The sequence below is a fragment of the Photobacterium sp. Hal280 genome, assembly GCF_037162255.1.
Lineage (GTDB): Bacteria > Pseudomonadota > Gammaproteobacteria > Enterobacterales > Vibrionaceae > Photobacterium.
In genome coordinates, this window is sequence record NZ_JARLUO010000001.1 from 368,400 (window position 1) to 384,559 (window position 16,160).

Here is a 16,160-nt window from a genome sequence, read left to right on the forward strand (position 1 = left end):
TGTAAAGCCACACACTTATTCGTGGAGACAAGAAGAAGTCTGTGACGTCTCAGTGTTGATACGTCACAAAAGAAGCATTACCGATATTCTCAAAGATGACATTGCATACGTTGAGATTTATGCAGGTGCATTATCATCGTAGGAGAATTTTCATGTCTTACAATCGCAGTATTTTTATCACATCGGTTTCCGTCCTGGGCCTGATTTTACTGCAGGGCTGCAGTTCCGGTGACGATGAAACCAGCACTCAAGCCCCCACAGCTTCGCCCATTGATAAGACGATGAACATTTACTTACCGGCAAGAACGGATAAAAAACCCAACACTAAAAATCCGGTCTTCCAGTTCACGAATGTGGCCTATTTCCGCGAAAATTTAGAGTATGACAACCCTGCTCAGTTTACGATTTTTGATGATGGCACTTGGGAGTTTTATGCCGAGCGTATCATGAACAACAAAGTGACAGGTGGTGAGGACAATTCCGGCGGCGCATGGACCCAGACATTTTATGTGAAGTATTACAGTGACTGGGATCAGTATAAAAAAACCTGTGCCGGTTCGATACTCCACTCCAACAACTATGATTTAGCCACAGCTAAATACAATGTTGAGCTCAGAAATTATAAACAAAGCGGCTTTGATAATGTGCTGAAAGAAAAACTCCCTCAGATACGCTGTATCGATGCTTACCAGCAATGGCATCAATAACACCAATCGTATCCGCAGAGAACGCTAAACTTTGCCCGGCAACCCACCAGGCAAAGTTAGGCTTAAGCGCTGAGCTTACTTTGGTGAAGCGAACACCTGCGTCCAGTAAATACCGTAGGTACTGCCTGAGTTAGTATCAGACGCAGCGCCCATCTGCGTGAAGCTGCCGTTCATGATATTTCGGCAATGCCCTTCACTTTTCAGCCAGCCCTGCATGACCGCAGAGACAGTTTTCTGGCCTGCCGCAATATTCTCACCGACGGTTTTCCAGCTGTAACCCTGTTCGGTGACACGCTGGCTTGGCGACGAACCATCCAGACCTGTGTGGCTGAAATAATCATAATTGGCCATATCACTGGAGTGCAGGTATGCCGTGTGTTCTAACGTGGCATCCCATGTCAGGGGGCCAACGGCTGGCATCCAAGTGCTGCCACAAGTCTGGCCCTGTGCCCGTGCAGCATTCACGGCAGTCAACATTTCATCAGCCATGGATTGATTTGAGCTGCCAGAACCGGCCTGGTCTGAACCACCTGTGTTTGAACCCGTGCCTGAGCCTGTTGAACCTGATCCGGTAGAGCCTGATCCTGTAGAGCCTGAGCCTGAAGAACCGCCTGTCGTCTGACCGCCACCTTCTGTCGTGGGTCGCTCTGAAGAACCACCATTTGAGACTGAAGAGCCGTTATGAGAAGTCGAGCTGTTATCTGAACCACCGTCTGAACCGCCACACCCGACAAGGGCAAACATAGATAGAATCAATACTGTAAGAATTCGCATGGGTACATCCACTTAATAATAATAAGATCCTGATTTATAACGCAGAGGCCAGAGTAATCAGTAGCCAGGGATAAGTCTCTGCAATGTGCAACCTTTACAGCTGCAAAGATAAAATCAGCCAACAACGGGAGAGGAATATACTGACTGCGAACATCTGCTAGCAATAGCTGGCGTTTAAAAAATGCACATCCTGACAATCATTTGACACAAAAATATGCCAGTTTTTGAGCACACATCAGAACTTAATCTTCATGAAACAAGCAGATAAACCACCCGTACATTGTTCAAAATACACACAACTCAGATTGATTATTTTTTGTTCGATCTTAACAAAAAACGCACACAGCAAATTGGTGCAAGCAAGAGATCAACAAGAGGAATGAGAAGAAGGTTAGGACACCAAGGATTTAACTTTTCAGGCCAAATCCTGCTGGCTCAGGCTTACGCCTTTGATTTGCGCATACAGGTTATCGCCGACATGGAGGTTCAGGTCATCTGCCGCCCAGGGCGTGATATTGGCCGTCAGGATTGACGTGCCAACAGCTAACCGGAGCACCACGATATCAGCGTGATATTTATGCTGCTCGATACCTTCAACGGTTGCAGGCAGTACATTCCGTATACTGGTCTGCGCGGGTTTGATTCGGGTGACGGAAATGTCATTCGCGTGAATTCTCACCCTGACCGTTTCCCCGGCAGGCCGGCGTACTCTGCTGACCCACAGCGGAAGATCAGGTCCGATACAAAGCTGAGTCAACGGATAGGAAGGATGATGTTCAGAAACTTTTAGCTGCAACACCGAGCTTTGTTCTCTGGCGCTGAGCCAGGGCCGCATCACAGAGGAGGCCCAGACATCGGTCAGTGCACCATTTCCAATCACCTTCCCCTGATCCAGCACCACCATGTGATCTGCCAGTCGAAGAATCTCATCCAGACTGTGGCTGACATAAAGCACGGGAATGCTGACACTTTTAGCCAACGATTCCAGATAAGGCATCAGCTCCTGCTTTCGCGGTAAATCCAGCGAAGCTAAGGGCTCATCCATCAGCAGCATATCGGGTTTACTCAGTAACGCGCGACCTATAGCAACACGTTGCTTCTCGCCGCCCGATAAACTGGCAGGATAACGACTTAATAAATGCGATATATCCAGCAGTTGAACAACTTCACTGAACAATTCCGGGTCAGGCTTTGCGTGGTTGCCGTAAAGCAGATTCCCTTTCACCTTATAATGCGGAAACAGCCTGGCATCCTGAAAAACATAGCCGATACGGCGCTTTTCCGGTGGCAAATGAATGCCCTGCCAAGTATCACAAAGCACATGCTCGCCAAATGCGATATGGCCTTCATCTGGTTTACTTAAGCCGCTGACGATATTGATAAAAGAGGTTTTTCCTGCACCAGAGCGGCCAAAAATGGCAATGATGCCCGATGCAGGTAAGCGCAAGTCGACATTCAGTCGCATTTGTCCGAGTTGCTTGACAAAATTCAGCTCTAACATCAGTGACCCAGCCTGTTTCGTGCGATACGAGCCAGCCACTCTGCGATCACCAGAGACAGCAAAGCAATCATAATGGCGATCACGCACAAGCGGGCAGCTTCCACTTCGGCTCCCGGTGTCTCTATGAATGAGAACATGGCCAGCGGGATCGTTTGCGTTTCGCCCGGTATATTCGAGACAAAGGTGATGGTGGCGCCGAATTCGCCCAGCGCCCGGGCAAAGGCCAGTACGGTGCCCGTGAGTATGCCGGGTAACATCAGCGGTAATGTGATGGTAAAAAAGACTTTAACCGGGCTGGCCCCGAGCGTGCGTGCCGCCTGCTCTAATTTGGGATCGACATTTTCCAATGCAAGCCTTATTGCTCTTACCATTAAAGGAAAAGCAACCACAGCGACAGCCAGCACAGCCCCACGCCAGCTAAACCCAAACGTGATACCAAACCAATCGTACAGATAAGCGCCAATCATTCCCTGCCGTCCCATCATGACTAACAGCAGGTAGCCCACAACGACAGGAGGAAGGACAAGCGGTAAATGAACCAGGCCATCCAACAGGGATTTTCCCCAGAACTGCCCTCTTGCCAGCAACCAGGCACAGCCAATGCCTGCCGGCAGACTGACAATCACTGCAGTGAGCGCGACTTTCAAACTCAGCTGTAGTGCAGTGACTTCATAGTCAGTTAAGGTAAAGGTATCCATGGGAATACTCAGAATGACACACTTCCCGTTGGTTAATTGACAGAAAATCCATAGCGCTTGAACACCTCAGCCGCATCAGACGATTGCAGGTGCTCATAAAATCCCTGTGCCGCTTTCGATGGTATCTTCTGGGTTAACGCAACCGGATAGGTAATGGGCTGATGACTTTGTTCAGGAAACTGGGCAACAATTTTGACGTCTTGTGCTATCTGCGCATCCGTCTGGTAAACAATACCAAACTTCGCTTCTTGCCTTTCCACCAGCAAGAGCGCAGCACGAACATTGTTCGCTCTCGCCAGCAGTGGTTCGGCTTGCTGCCAAAGTCCCAGAGATTCCAAGGCTTCTTTGGCATAAATGCCTGCCGGGACATGATTGGGATCGCCAACGGCCAGTCGGCTGCCGTTTAATGCCTTAGTGATATCCCATGAGCCATTGAGCGATATTGAGTCCACCGACTCAGACTGATGCGTCACCAAGACTAACCGATTGTGCAGTAAATCTTTGCGTGATTCGCGATTGATCACTTTCTGCTCTGCCGCATAATCCATCCATTTTGTATTCGCTGACAAATACAAATCTGCTGGCGCCCCTTGCGCTAACTGGCGGGCAAGCGTTGACGATGAAGCAAACGACAACACAATCTCATTGCCGCTGGTCTGCTCATAACTTTCCGCCAACTCATTCAGTGCATTCGTGAGCGAGGATGCAGCAAAAACCAACACTTTGTCCTGCGCAATGGCCTGATGCATGGTCAACAGACACAGAGAAAATAACACGAACCAAAGCTTTTTCATTACCAGACTCCATTCCAATCAATGAGTCAGAGATAGTAAATCAGGTGACTATACCTGACAATTATTTTCTGACCAGTGAGTCAGAAAATAAAACTTATCAAAAAAGAGTCCTGGGCAATCCTGCTTACATTAAGCAGCGATTGGCCAGGACTCTCGTCCTCCGTGTTTTGCTTTACGCTGAAAACTGCCTTTGCCTTTTCGGGCTTTTTCAACTCGGCTGCGGAAGACTTTACTGGTGACGACCGCTTTCAGTGCATTGTCCATGATTGTTCCGCGACCATGCTCGGTTTCAAAACCAGTCTGTGTGGCCTGCTCTGTGTGCTGGCAGCACTTTTTCTTTGCCATGATATGCTCCTTGGTTAGTCAGTGATTAACGGCAAATTTCAAGCGAAGTGTACGCCTGACAGTTAAAAATACAAGAGATTGCCAAGATAAATTTCAGACATCAGATTTCAAAAAAGCGCTTTAATTTCCTGATGTTGCTACTTCAGCACCAGAAAGACCAGGGTCAATATACCGTTTATACAAATCCAGGAATTCCAGTACGGCTTCTCTTGCCACATCGGTTTCGCAATTGGTCAAAAAAACCATCCCTGTCTGAGTGGCCGGGTTAAAAACCATTTCTGTTCTTATCCCCTTAACCCAGCCACCGTGATGGACAAACCCGGTAATCCCCTGATAATCAAATGTTCGCCACCCTAGTCCGTAATACACATGACTCAGCTTCGCCCGGTATCGGTATTGATTGGCCCGGATCAACGGCTTATGTAGCAGAGTGAGATTATCTTCACTGAGTACTTCAGGATACTGGCCAAACTGAGCCAGCATCCACTGCGCAAGATCCTGCGCACTGGCATTGACGCCAGCCGCCGCAGGAACGCCGTAATAGTAAGGCGCAGGTTGAACTGCCGCATAGCCTGACTTGGTTCTGACATGCGGGACAACTCTGTCATCCGCATTCAGAAAGCTCTCCAGACCAAAAGTTGCACTGTGCATGTGAAGCGGAATAAAAATATGCTCTGTCACAAACTGGCTGTATTCCATACCAGATGCCAGTGAAATCATGTCAGCACTCAGGTTATAGACAATATTCTGGTATCCGTAACATTCACCGGGATCACAAACAAACTTGACTCGGTTTAATATGGAAAGAATCCGCTGATAGCTCACATCATTTTCAAGCAGATCAGAGTACGCCTGAGGCACCAGCCCTGTGGTATGAGACAGGACATTTCGCAATGTGACGACTTTCCCTAAATCCGGATCGCTGAATTTAACATTTTCAAGGTACGGGACAACGTGTGTATCCCATTCAATCAGGCCACGGTCAACCAGCAGCGCCGTTGCTGCTGAAGCAAAAGTTTTAGAAATGGACGCCAGCGGAAACACGGTTGCAGAATCAATTTTTTTATCGCCGCCCACTTTAGTGACACCGTAACCTCGCAATAAGCGAATTTCTCCATTCACGAGTACAGCCAATGACGCACCAGGGATTGAGCTTGTCACGGCTTGATTCACAAATTTATCCAGCGCAAAAACAATTTCATCACCAGGGGCAGCACATGCGGCCCGAATGCCTAAGATGAAAATACAGCACCACAACCAGGTTCGACAGCACACAACTCCACCTGACACCCTGTCCCCTGCAAAAGCAGGTAATAGGGTAGGTATAATCGAAGAAGTTAAAAACAGGTATCAATCGCACACTATTCACTTCTTTTTCCTGCGACAATCTATACTCACAGGGATGACAAAAGGGCTGTTTGCCATCAGTCAGATTAAGTGTCACTGAGCAATCGGCACCAGAACCTGCAGCCATGAAGCTAGCTGAAGTCAGGACGAATCTTCACATCACAACAAGGTGATAAAGATCACACTTTCATGCTAAAGTATGATTTGACGCACACTTTACAGTGACGGCATCAATTTGATTTATAATAATGAGAACTCATCCGATGAGTTATTTGAGATCAAGGGCACATTTTAATCCCGTTGCTGCTAAGCCAGGATTCAATATGCCGCCTCAATCATACTAAGAAAAAACGATAAAGGTTGGTAAGCATGAAAGTGGTCGACTTTCTCAAACAGAAAAGTGAAATTTTGGCCAAGCACCCATTTGAGCTGAAAGATTGGCTGTCGCCGTCAATTCGTGACTATTGGATTGAATTCCTGAATAAGGCTCATGTCTCGGGTTGGGCTAAAGCTGAGAATATTGCCTCGAATGGTGAATCTGTACAGAAAACGGCAGCGATAGAGATCCATGCTGAAGCCGCCAAGCTCATGGAAGAACTGCTCGCTTCGCTGGGTGAAGAGATTCACGTGGGTAGCTGGCTGACTGTCGATCAGGATCGCATTAATCGATTTGCCGAGGTCACGGATGATCATCAGTGGATCCACACAGATCCGGAACGCGCTGAGCTTGAGTCGCCTTTTAAAACAACAATTGCGCACGGATTTCTTACGCTGTCGCTGCTCTCTGTGCTGACAGATAGTGTCGACCCCGACAACCAGAAATTTCCGACTGCAAAAATGACGGTGAATTACGGTTTAAATCAGGTCCGTTTCCCTTACCCGGTTAAGGAAGGGAGTCGGGTGCGAGCCCGTACAAAAATCCAGTCTGTGACGCCTGTTAAACGTGGCCTGGAAATTGTGCAGGAAATTTCCGTTGAAATCGAAGGTTGCCGCCGCCCTGGCTGCGTAGCTGAATCAGTCGTTCGGCTGTATTTCTGATCACTATCTCATGCCCTACCGCTCAAACTTTCACTCAGTTTGAGCGGCATAGTACAATACCGCTGTTTTCCTTTCAGTCGCCAACGCCAGACAGTGACAAGGCAACAAGGCGGACAACACCCCCTCATTGACACATGCCTATTTCGTATATTCCCTTAATATCAGGTTTTTTTGTTGTTCAAGATCCCAACCTTAAACGCTATCTGTTTAATTTAGGTGTCATTTCCAGTTTGATGTTCGTCAGTTTGTTTGGCCATTCACGTATGAGTGGCATCCCGCATTGGGACTGATTTTTAGGGAGAGTCACCATGATTAAATCCAACCCATTTACTGACAAGGATCGCGCTGCTATCTGGGATATGCTTGTAACGCGTGATATCAAAGCTTACTGCGAGGCAGACTGGTCACAGGTTGCTGAAGACTTCGTTGAAGATGAGTTTTATGCCATCAATGCCAACAAGTCAGAAAACCCGGCAGCGTGGACTTTTGCTTTTTCCTCCCTGGCGGACTACCAGGCAGAGTGGCTGCGTCAGGCAAAGATCGCACAAGACACAGCGTACAGCGAACCATTGGAAGCGGCGGTTCATGCTGCGACCACCTTGAATGAAATTACCATCGAGAATGGACGTGCGATTGCCCGCAAGCAGTTTTTCGGCAGCATCCAACGTGCTGATGGCGGTGTCGATGAACTGTTATGGCAGTCGCTCTACTACCTGAAACACACAGATGCAGGCTGGAAAATCTGTGGCTTTACCGGTTATCTGCCCTATTCCGCATAAATGATCTGCCAGTGTTGTCGCTGCCCGCCGTGAAGCGGGTAGCTTCTCAATTCAATACCGATAATAAAATGCAGGCAAATAAAGGAAATAGACCCGATAAAAAGAAGATAAAACCAAAATGGTAGTTTGCTTTTATTTCTCTTCGCCTGTCTGCTTCTATCTCATGATCCGATAACATGGATACCGCTTTGATGGCAGCGCGATCATCATCCAATGATTGACTCTCTTTGCCGCCATTCCAGACCATGCCGGCCATTGCCCACTGAAGTGCGAACATATAAAACAGAACATCACCACTCACACTGAATGGCTGCTCGAAAAATTTATGGCCAACCCATACGGCACCAGCGGCCAGTAAATTACTCAGCAATACGTATTTCAGAAAATTCAGCATCTTCTCGTTAAATGATTCGACATGGAAAAACGGTTTATTTCGTTGCGAGCCCACTTTAATGCCTTTGTATGAATATGCAAGTGCATCCATTTGTTTACGTGGAAACAAATGCCAGTTGCTCAGCAACAAAAAAACGACGCAATGCGCCGTTTTTATTTCTGCTGCCATGTCTGGAACTTAACTGTCCGTATCACGCAATTGATTCAGATACTTAATCCAACTTTGCGACGCTTTAGTCGATTGTAAATTATCCGCTTTCTTAGCATGCACAATGGCCTGTTCAAGATTTTGTAATTTGTAATAAGCACGCACTTTAGCCAGCTCAATATCCGCTTGCTTATCTTTGATCTGGAGTTTATCCAGTTCATTGAGCGCAAGTTGGTAATGACCTTCCTGTAGCAGGAGCGTAGAAAGCTGCCAGCGATACTGCACATCTAACTCAACGGCTTTTCGCCATGTTGCTATCGCCTGATCCCACTCTTTCGCCATTTGCCAGTAGGTTGCCTGAGAGATCAATAAATCCAGATGACTGTCACTGTTTTCCAGTGATGCATAAATCCGAGCGGCTTTCTCTGGAATTCCCTCCTGGGCGTAAAGCTGGCCCAGAGTTTTCAGATCCTGCTGAGATAAAGCAACGCCCTGGCGCTTTGCCAGCGCCAACGTTTCAATGGCCTGTTTTCTTCTCTCCAACCGCATTTCAATGCCCGCCAGCTGTCGCCACCACATGACTTTTTGCGGCTCCAGCGTAATCAGGCTGCTTAAGGTCGGAAGCGCTGACTGATACTGCTGCAGCTGTAACTGAGCACCCAGCTTGAGCGATAAAGGCTGCACTTCTTTCGCTTTGTGAACACGCTCATACTGCTGAATCGCTGACAGCACCAAACGCCATTCTTCAAGCTGATAATTGGCCTGGGCGATTCTCAGCCAGAGCTCATCGGCTTTTTCCGTTGCAGGAATCGATTGACTGAGTGGATAGTAGTAGTGAAGTGCTTTTTGATATTGCGCCTGGGATAACAATATATCGGCCAGCATACGTTGTGTGGATCTCAGATACTCGTCATCAAGCTGCCCACTTTCAATGGCCTGAGTCAACCGCTGAATCGATAAAGCCGGTTTGCCGTCCTGCCAGTAATACACGCCCAGCATACGGTTAACAAACGCTTGATCATACGCACGGGAAATATCCATCTCCCTGAGCAAGACAATGGCTGCACTGACCTTATCTTCCAATTGAAGCTTCTGTGCCTGCTGCACTTTGCCGGCGGTGTACTGAGACAGTTGTGCCGACAGCGCGACAGGCGCAAACAAGATCGCCACTATAAAAGCTAATGTTTTCATCACTTACTCAGATTAAATTCCACTTTAACTTGCTGACCATGCTGGGATAGCGCTTTACCACCTTCAATCTTTGGTTGGTATTTCCAATTCTTTAAAGCACGTATCGCTTCACGGTCAAATACACGATTCGGCTGCGCGTCAACAATCTTGATATCCGTTGGCCTGCCTTGCGGGTCAATCGTAAACGACAGCACCACATATCCTTCAATGCTTCTTTTTAAGGCTCGGGCAGGATATTTGGGCTCAACGCGATAGAGCGGCATGGCCTGCTGATCCCTTCCCACATCTGAAACGGCCGGCAAGCTGATCGCCAGGCCTTTCACGGAAGCATCCATAGCAATCGACGGCATAGTCGGCGAAACCAAAGGCGTCACTGCACTTGCCTGGGCGCTTTTCGGCATGGCCTGCGGTGGCGGCTCAGGTGTTTCCGGTTTCTCAGGCACTGTGCGTTGCCGACGCTGCGCTTCACGTTCCTGCTCAACCATCACCATATTAAACGCCAGCGATTCTTTTGCTTCCGGTAACTGACGGTTGCCGTCATCAACCATCCAGGCCATAAAAGTAAACAAGCCACCCGTAATCAGCAGTGCTAACGGAGCGGCTACTATGAGCCTGAACATCAGCGTTTCTCCGCCGCCAAGGCAATATTTTTGACTCCGGCACCTTTGGCTGCATCCATAACTTTTACCACAGTACCGCTGTAGGCGTGCTCATCAGCCTGAATCACCAGAGAGGCATCAGGCTGATCAAGCAGCAAGGTTTCCAGTGTTGCCTGAACGCGTTCAACATCAACAACACGCTTATCGATATACACATCATTTGCTGAAGTGATCGCCACAAAGATGCCTGCATCTTTCTGACTGACCACATTACTGGCTTGGGGACGATTCACTTCAACGCCGGATTCACGAACAAAAGAGCTGGTCACGATGAAAAAAATCAACATGATAAACACGATATCCAGCATCGAAGTCAGATCAATCTGAGCTTCTTCCCGAGCGACAGATGGGCGACTTAACCTCATCGTTGACTCCTCATCAATTTTTCTAGTTTTTGCTCACGCATCTTGCACGCTTTTGCAAGACGAGCATGAATAAACATGCCTGCCAGTGCGGCAACCATCCCCGCCATCGTTGGCAAAGTAGCGAGCGAGATCCCCGAGGCCATCAGTTTCGGCTGGCTGCTGCCTTGGTTAGCCATCACATCAAATACTGAAATCATGCCCGTCACGGTTCCCAGCAGTCCCAGCATCGGGCATATAGCCACCAGAACTTTAATCACATTCAGGTTCTGAGATAAGGCAAGATGTGCTTCACTGAGCCAACCGGCTCGTATGGCATGCGCATACCAGGAGGTTTGATCGTCTCTGGCGTACCACATATCCAGCCAGTGTTTTTTGCTTGGGATAGGTAAACGCCAGATACAGCAAGCGCTCAGTGACCAGCAACCAGGAGATCAGCACTACACCGGCCAGCCACCAGAGGATTTGACCGCCCTGTTGCATAAACTGCTGCAGGGAGATCCACCAGGTTTCGGCAAATTCGCTACTGAACAGGGTCACATCCATTACGCCGTGCTTCCTGTTTTTTCTGCTTCAGCAGCGACAAGACTGATTCCCTGCTTCTCAAGGATGCTGCGGATCGCATCTGCCTGCGCGCTCAGCAGATTATGTGCAAGCAGCAAAGGCATTGCTGAGATCAGACCCAACACGGTTGTCACCAGTGCCATAGAGATCCCGCCCGCCATCACTTTCGGATCGCCATTACCAAACTGAGTAATCACCTGAAAGGTTTCAATCATACCGGTCACTGTTCCCAGCAGGCCCAGCATAGGTGCCAACGCCGCGAGAAGTTTCAGCATGGATAAACCACGTTCCAGCCCCTGTTGTTCATCGACAATCGTTTCCAGCAACCGCAGCTCCAACGCTTCAACAGAACGTTTTTTATCGGTGTCGTAAACACTCAGAACACGACCCAGTGGATTGTTGCCTGGGTTTTGCGGTTTCTTCAGCTGGGCATTAATTTGTTGGCGGATCCAGATCAATTTGCAGCCGCGGTACAAGGCGATGATGATGCCGATCGCCAGCAGTCCAAGAATAATTTTACCCACCACCCCGCCTTGGGACAGGCGTTCTGTCAGTGAGGGGGCGTGCGCCAACTGCTCCAGCATTTTGCCGCGAGACGGGTCAACAACAGCCATTTGTAAACCCGATTGCTGCAACGATGCGATTTGACTGGCTACCGGACCATTTTCTGGCTGCTTCAAATACGGAGTCGCCACTTGGCGAAGGCCATTCCAGGCCAGATATCCCTGCTCGCCAATCAAACCAATGCTGCCAAGACGGTAAGCATCCACAGTGGACTGATAGCCTTCTCCATTAATATAAGAGACAGACACTTTGCGCATTTCCGAGCTGGCTGTGATTTGCTCGTTCATTCCCTGCCACAGTCCGTTCAGTTGCTTCAGTGAAGGTAATGCCTTCGCATCAACGATATCGTTCACAACCGCGGTATACTGATGACGATCAGCACTGGTGACTGACGTTTCCAGCTCCGCCTGCAAGTCTTTTGCCGTCTGGCGTACTACGCCAAACAATTCGCCCAAGCTGCCAGACTCAAGCCTTAACTCTTCTTCCAGTTGCGCCAGCGATTTTTCATTTGTACTGAAAGTGCTGGTTAGATTATCAATCTCTGTATTCAGCGATTCACGCTTTGCCAGCAGCGCATCTTTCTGTGCACGTATCTCTGCTTCAGTCTGCTGAAACCCGGCTTCACGGGCTTGATTGTGGGCTTGCTCGGATTTTTGTTCCTGCCGGGTCTTTTCCACCAGGCCATCAACCGCCAGTGCGGAAGTCGACACTGAAACAAGGGTCAGTGCGAGTGCTAACGTTTTAAGTTTCATCTCAGTTCGCCTCCAGGTTGACAGATACAGGAAGAGAAATCAGACCAGGGGCAATTTGTTTTGATGCCATTGCAAAGGCTTTATCCAGCTCAGTACCAGCCTGAGATTCTAATGATTGCCATTGATGAGTACCGTCATTCCATGCCCAGTAGCGCTGACCGTCAAGGCTTCGTGCCACGAAGGCCACACGTCCGAGATACAGCAGATCGGCTTCAATATTTTCCGTGTTACTCAAGGCCAATTTACCCTGATAGACACCCAGCTTAGTGCCGTAGTCCATTTCGATCTGGTAAGCCTCAAGAATACGACGATACTTTTCGGCATCACTGATATCGGCCTGAGCCATCATGAACTCCAGTTTGGCAATCCGTGCCAACCGTTGATCACGTTTGATCGGTTTATCATCTTCTACCACGGATTTCAGGCCATCGATCATCTTATACATCAATGGTACGACACCCTGGCGAGTTTCCTGGATGCCTGAAATCTGTTCATTTAAGCTGCTTTTTTCTGATTCCTGGCTATCAACCAGACGAGCCAGATGATCCCGGTAGACAACGAGGTTTTTCACTTCCTCCTGAAGGGCTTCAATATCAGCCTTCATTGACAGCGTTGCATCTGCACTTTTATCAATCTTATTCTGGCTTTGTTCGGCAGACTGATTGATTTTGCTCTCAATATTGCGGGCCGCATCAAGTGTATTGGCCCCTGCATTTATGCTCAGACCGAGTGCGATCACGGTCAGACTGGATTTCATTATGTTCATCTTGGAGCCGTTACCTTAAGCATCCTGTTCAAAAGCAAGCTCTTGAGCCAACTTCCCATCACTAATCAATGACTCATTAAGCTGAGTGACTGGTCACACATCTTAGTTGAAAACAAATCTCATTTAAACTATAAAATCCGGAAATCTTCCTTCCGCCATTCCTATTGCAGCAGGCTCAGATCAGGCCGAATCACGCATTAAGGACAATACGAATCGAAGACAGTGACCTGAAGAAACGGGGAAGATATAATGCGCCGGATTATCAGTTATTCGGAAAGTAAAGTGTCCAATCTCTCCATTGAATCGATTCAACAACAGCTGTCTGACTTAGGCTTCCGCCCGGAAGGGATCAGAATTGTGACGGTTTCAGCGATGACTCCAGAGTTATTAGAAACTTGCACGACTCAGGAAAACGAATGTTTCTATAACTCTTACATGAATGTCATTTATGGGAAGGGTGAACGCTACGTCCTCGGCTTTCGCTGTGAGGATCCGATCGTCGATCATGCGATCATTCGTTCAGGGGATGTGTATTTCGACCCGACGTTACAGGCAAATGGCGACTTCACTTCCTATCAGTTTGCGATACTCACAGAGTTTACTGTCTTCGACATGATGCTGCATGCAAAGTCTAATAAAGACTTTCCGCCAGATGTCGACTATCTCTTCAGTAAATCAAGCAAGTTCAAAAACGTTATCGCTGCCAAATAGTATCGCGGGTTGGCCTGCTCTGATGCCGATCTCCCCTTTCCCTCTTCAGTGAATATTCAATAAAACTTTGAGCTAATGCTCAAAGTTTTATTATTCACCTGATTTTTTAACGTTAACCCATGAGATTTTGTGCGTTGTGTGGCATAAATGTGCTTTGCGGCTCAGCTGCCTGTCTCTGTGGATAGGCTAGTTTTTAGATATTTATCAACTGTTAACGATTAATAGGAAGGAATAAAGCATGAAGCCTTTGGTATACAGTCTGATCGGCTTGTCCCTGGCTGGATGTAGCAAGGGCGTACTGGTATCTATTCCTGAAAACTTACAGTCAACTGAATTACCGGATACCGGTTTTTTAGTGGGTAGCATTGGTGCATCGACTATCTGGCCATCTACGGGTGAAAACTTAAAAACAACACTGTATTTTAGTCGAGCCGACACAGAGCAAGATATCACTGTTACGAACAGCAATGATTCCAGTGATTTTCGCAGCCCGACGACGACAAGCTCTTTGTTTTCTGTGCCATTGCCGTCAGGAGACTATCTGCTTCATACGATTACCTTTATTGGCACTGACGGCCGAAAAACTGTCCACACCCAAACCGATAAACGACTGGACTTAACGTTCTCTATCCAGCCAGGTGAAGTCACTTATCTGGGTGAGTTTATTGCCAGCAGTAAAGTGTCCAGAAGCTCACTCTGGAACACTGACTACCCCAACGGAAGGGGTTATCTGACACATAGCTATGCGTTAGAAAGAGACCGTAACTTTTTCTACGAACATCACCCCGAACTCTCCGGGAAACATTTCAACACTGCAACTTTACAAGTCAGCCATTCGCAGCTGTTAAAGTTGCAGTCGCAATCCGGGCCTGAAAGCTGACCCTTGCTGAAGAGCTCTTCCCTTTTATAAAAAATTTCTTTAAATACAATGAATTATTTGTAATATCTAGCAAGTAATCAGGACAAAAAATTACCACAAAAATCCCACATTGAATGCTTGACATTGGCCAAGGCGATACAGCTTCTGGGGTCCGGCCATTTCCCACAGAGTTATACACAGCTTTTGTGGATAACGATTAGCAGATGAAGCATCAAAGACTGACAGAGCACACTTCCGAACAGAAAAAACAAAAGGCCAGACACAAGTCTGGCCTAGGACTCACCACAAATGTGGTTTATTCAATTGCTGAGCATTCTGCATCTTCAATGCTCAAATTGGAATTCAGACCAAATTGATCAAGGTACTGCACCGCTGTTGGGTAGAAGCCAGCATTGATTGCATCTTCAATACTGCTTAAATCAATTTTATACGTCTTCAGGCCAATTTCTGTCAGCTCAGTGGGAAGACAGCTGGATGTGTCGCTTTCTTTAAAACAGACTCCCGATGTTTCCGGGATTTTGGCACAACCTGAGTCAGTCACATCTCCAACAGCATTGACCAGATCATCACGAGTGCCAAAAGGCGCATTCGCAGGTAAATCTACATTGAGATCTTGCAGTTCTGCCCATGTGTGGTAACCATCAGGCACCCCAGTCAGGTTTGTCGTGCTGGCACTATGAATCGTAAAAACTTCGACCTTGCCCTCTATCAAATTTTCAATTGTCTCTTCATCACAACCAGCCAGGGCCAGTAATGAGCATAAAAGTACTGCTGCTCTTGTCATTTTATTATCCTTTGTCGTATCAGGTTGTTGCCGGGAGAGTATCTTCTACAGATGAGCGGAAATCCACTTGTAATCGCGAAACTGATAGCTGGCTGCCATTTTTACAAGGCGACTGATTTGTTACCTGAATGGATTTAAATGTTGCCTATAAGTTGTCGCTTTTATTAACCACATGTTGCTAGTACTATACTGCAATGAATATGCAACAGATTTTGTTAAGCATTAAAATCGTTCAATATCCCTGAATACCAATGTGATTTTGCAGAAAATTTGCCCCACTTCTTATGTCCGAATGATAATTTAGCTGAATATATCTCTCATCGACTTGATAAGAGTGAGCAATATTTTATGACGCGCAATAACCACGGTTCACACTGACATCTCAACTACAAGAGACGCCCTG

General features: G+C 47.6%; 17 protein-coding genes and 2 pseudogenes. 5 read left to right on the top strand and 14 right to left on the bottom strand.

What is annotated here, in order from left to right; genetic code table 11:
* Nucleotides 1–119: 119 nt before the first annotated feature.
* Entirely contained in the window at nucleotides 120–707 is a 588-nt protein-coding gene (locus tag P4S53_RS01785) for a hypothetical protein (protein ID WP_337111098.1), read from the top strand.
* Between the two features lie 75 nt (nucleotides 708–782).
* On the opposite strand, the gene P4S53_RS01790 is transcribed toward P4S53_RS01785, so the two are convergent.
* From P4S53_RS01790 to P4S53_RS01815, 6 genes and pseudogenes are all read right to left on the bottom strand, one after another.
* Nucleotides 783–1,481, bottom strand: a complete 699-nt coding sequence (locus P4S53_RS01790; protein WP_337111099.1) for a CAP domain-containing protein — start codon at nucleotides 1,479–1,481, stop codon at nucleotides 783–785.
* A 415-nt stretch (nucleotides 1,482–1,896) separates the two neighbouring features.
* Complete coding sequence (modC, locus tag P4S53_RS01795) at nucleotides 1,897–2,982, bottom strand: molybdenum ABC transporter ATP-binding protein ModC (protein WP_442958618.1); 1,086 nt, start codon at nucleotides 2,980–2,982, stop codon at nucleotides 1,897–1,899.
* On the bottom strand, nucleotides 2,982–3,680 hold the full coding sequence (gene modB, locus P4S53_RS01800; RefSeq protein ID WP_337111100.1) for a molybdate ABC transporter permease subunit: 699 nt from the start codon (nucleotides 3,678–3,680) through the stop codon (nucleotides 2,982–2,984). Before modB ends, modC begins: the two co-directional genes overlap by 1 nt.
* A 32-nt stretch (nucleotides 3,681–3,712) precedes the next feature.
* Nucleotides 3,713–4,474 (bottom strand): molybdate ABC transporter substrate-binding protein, encoded by a 762-nt coding sequence (gene modA / locus P4S53_RS01805; protein WP_337111101.1) that lies wholly within the window; start codon nucleotides 4,472–4,474, stop codon nucleotides 3,713–3,715.
* 144 nt (nucleotides 4,475–4,618) lie between these two features.
* Nucleotides 4,619–4,819: pseudogene (locus P4S53_RS01810) on the bottom strand (alternative ribosome-rescue factor A); the annotation flags it as partial.
* A gap of 120 nt (nucleotides 4,820–4,939) precedes the next feature.
* A complete protein-coding gene (locus P4S53_RS01815) occupies nucleotides 4,940–5,992 on the bottom strand; it encodes a serine hydrolase domain-containing protein (RefSeq protein ID WP_337111103.1) in 1,053 nt (350 codons plus the stop codon).
* Nucleotides 5,993–6,535: 543 nt separating this feature from the next.
* Here P4S53_RS01815 and P4S53_RS01820 point away from each other — a divergent pair.
* Complete coding sequence (locus P4S53_RS01820) at nucleotides 6,536–7,204, top strand: MaoC family dehydratase (protein WP_337111104.1); 669 nt, start codon at nucleotides 6,536–6,538, stop codon at nucleotides 7,202–7,204.
* Nucleotides 7,205–7,512: 308 nt separating this feature from the next.
* Entirely contained in the window at nucleotides 7,513–7,983 is a 471-nt protein-coding gene (locus tag P4S53_RS01825) for a hypothetical protein (protein ID WP_337111105.1), read from the top strand.
* A gap of 46 nt (nucleotides 7,984–8,029) precedes the next feature.
* Here the strand turns inward: P4S53_RS01825 and P4S53_RS01830 are convergent, their stop codons facing one another.
* The 7 genes and pseudogenes from P4S53_RS01830 to P4S53_RS01860 form a co-directional block, all read right to left on the bottom strand.
* Entirely contained in the window at nucleotides 8,030–8,545 is a 516-nt protein-coding gene (locus P4S53_RS01830) for a hypothetical protein (protein WP_337111106.1), read from the bottom strand.
* 9 nt (nucleotides 8,546–8,554) lie between these two features.
* A complete protein-coding gene (locus P4S53_RS01835; protein ID WP_337111107.1) occupies nucleotides 8,555–9,715 on the bottom strand; it encodes a tetratricopeptide repeat protein in 1,161 nt (386 codons plus the stop codon).
* Nucleotides 9,715–10,335 (bottom strand): energy transducer TonB, encoded by a 621-nt coding sequence (locus P4S53_RS01840; protein ID WP_311568226.1) that lies wholly within the window; start codon nucleotides 10,333–10,335, stop codon nucleotides 9,715–9,717. The genes P4S53_RS01835 and P4S53_RS01840 overlap by 1 nt, the downstream gene beginning before the upstream one ends.
* Nucleotides 10,335–10,739 (bottom strand): ExbD/TolR family protein, encoded by a 405-nt coding sequence (locus P4S53_RS01845; protein ID WP_027251132.1) that lies wholly within the window; start codon nucleotides 10,737–10,739, stop codon nucleotides 10,335–10,337. The genes P4S53_RS01840 and P4S53_RS01845 overlap by 1 nt, the downstream gene beginning before the upstream one ends.
* Nucleotides 10,736–11,282, bottom strand: a pseudogene (locus P4S53_RS01850) (MotA/TolQ/ExbB proton channel family protein). The gene P4S53_RS01845 and the pseudogene P4S53_RS01850 overlap by 4 nt, the downstream one beginning before the upstream one ends.
* Nucleotides 11,282–12,616, bottom strand: coding sequence for a MotA/TolQ/ExbB proton channel family protein (locus tag P4S53_RS01855; protein ID WP_337111108.1), 1,335 nt, complete (start codon nucleotides 12,614–12,616; stop codon nucleotides 11,282–11,284). Before P4S53_RS01855 ends, P4S53_RS01850 begins: the two are co-directional and overlap by 1 nt.
* A gap of 1 nt (nucleotide 12,617) precedes the next feature.
* Nucleotides 12,618–13,382, bottom strand: a complete 765-nt coding sequence (locus P4S53_RS01860) for a DUF3450 domain-containing protein (RefSeq protein ID WP_337111109.1) — start codon at nucleotides 13,380–13,382, stop codon at nucleotides 12,618–12,620.
* A 249-nt stretch (nucleotides 13,383–13,631) separates the two neighbouring features.
* Between P4S53_RS01860 and P4S53_RS01865 the strand changes: the two genes are divergently transcribed.
* Together P4S53_RS01865 and P4S53_RS01870 are read left to right on the top strand one after the other, a co-directional pair.
* Nucleotides 13,632–14,093, top strand: coding sequence for a hypothetical protein (locus tag P4S53_RS01865; protein ID WP_337111110.1), 462 nt, complete (start codon nucleotides 13,632–13,634; stop codon nucleotides 14,091–14,093).
* Nucleotides 14,094–14,331: 238 nt separating this feature from the next.
* The gene (locus tag P4S53_RS01870) at nucleotides 14,332–14,973 is read left to right on the top strand and encodes a hypothetical protein (protein ID WP_337111111.1); all 642 of its coding nucleotides are present in this window, start codon (nucleotides 14,332–14,334) and stop codon (nucleotides 14,971–14,973) included.
* Between the two features lie 295 nt (nucleotides 14,974–15,268).
* Here P4S53_RS01870 and P4S53_RS01875 read toward each other — a convergent pair whose 3' ends face one another.
* On the bottom strand, nucleotides 15,269–15,757 hold the full coding sequence (locus P4S53_RS01875; protein ID WP_337111112.1) for a hypothetical protein: 489 nt from the start codon (nucleotides 15,755–15,757) through the stop codon (nucleotides 15,269–15,271).
* Nucleotides 15,758–16,160: the final 403 nt, after the last annotated feature.

What these genes read in the sequence shown, in the direction of transcription:
- P4S53_RS01785 (WP_337111098.1), top strand. Translation starts at nt 120, where the DNA reads ATGCAGGTGCATTATCATCGTAGGAGAATTTTCATGTCTTACAATCGC.
- P4S53_RS01790 (WP_337111099.1), bottom strand. Translation starts at nt 1,481, where the DNA reads ATGCGAATTCTTACAGTATTGATTCTATCTATGTTTGCCCTTGTCGGG.
- modC (WP_442958618.1), bottom strand. Translation starts at nt 2,982, where the DNA reads ATGTTAGAGCTGAATTTTGTCAAGCAACTCGGACAAATGCGACTGAAT.
- modB (WP_337111100.1), bottom strand. Translation starts at nt 3,680, where the DNA reads ATGGATACCTTTACCTTAACTGACTATGAAGTCACTGCACTACAGCTG.
- modA (WP_337111101.1), bottom strand. Translation starts at nt 4,474, where the DNA reads ATGAAAAAGCTTTGGTTCGTGTTATTTTCTCTGTGTCTGTTGACCATG.
- P4S53_RS01820 (WP_337111104.1), top strand. Translation starts at nt 6,536, where the DNA reads ATGAAAGTGGTCGACTTTCTCAAACAGAAAAGTGAAATTTTGGCCAAG.
- P4S53_RS01825 (WP_337111105.1), top strand. Translation starts at nt 7,513, where the DNA reads ATGATTAAATCCAACCCATTTACTGACAAGGATCGCGCTGCTATCTGG.
- P4S53_RS01830 (WP_337111106.1), bottom strand. Translation starts at nt 8,545, where the DNA reads ATGGCAGCAGAAATAAAAACGGCGCATTGCGTCGTTTTTTTGTTGCTG.
- P4S53_RS01835 (WP_337111107.1), bottom strand. Translation starts at nt 9,715, where the DNA reads ATGAAAACATTAGCTTTTATAGTGGCGATCTTGTTTGCGCCTGTCGCG.
- P4S53_RS01840 (WP_311568226.1), bottom strand. Translation starts at nt 10,335, where the DNA reads ATGTTCAGGCTCATAGTAGCCGCTCCGTTAGCACTGCTGATTACGGGT.
- P4S53_RS01845 (WP_027251132.1), bottom strand. Translation starts at nt 10,739, where the DNA reads ATGAGGTTAAGTCGCCCATCTGTCGCTCGGGAAGAAGCTCAGATTGAT.
- P4S53_RS01855 (WP_337111108.1), bottom strand. Translation starts at nt 12,616, where the DNA reads ATGAAACTTAAAACGTTAGCACTCGCACTGACCCTTGTTTCAGTGTCG.
- P4S53_RS01860 (WP_337111109.1), bottom strand. Translation starts at nt 13,382, where the DNA reads ATGAACATAATGAAATCCAGTCTGACCGTGATCGCACTCGGTCTGAGC.
- P4S53_RS01865 (WP_337111110.1), top strand. Translation starts at nt 13,632, where the DNA reads ATGCGCCGGATTATCAGTTATTCGGAAAGTAAAGTGTCCAATCTCTCC.
- P4S53_RS01870 (WP_337111111.1), top strand. Translation starts at nt 14,332, where the DNA reads ATGAAGCCTTTGGTATACAGTCTGATCGGCTTGTCCCTGGCTGGATGT.
- P4S53_RS01875 (WP_337111112.1), bottom strand. Translation starts at nt 15,757, where the DNA reads ATGACAAGAGCAGCAGTACTTTTATGCTCATTACTGGCCCTGGCTGGT.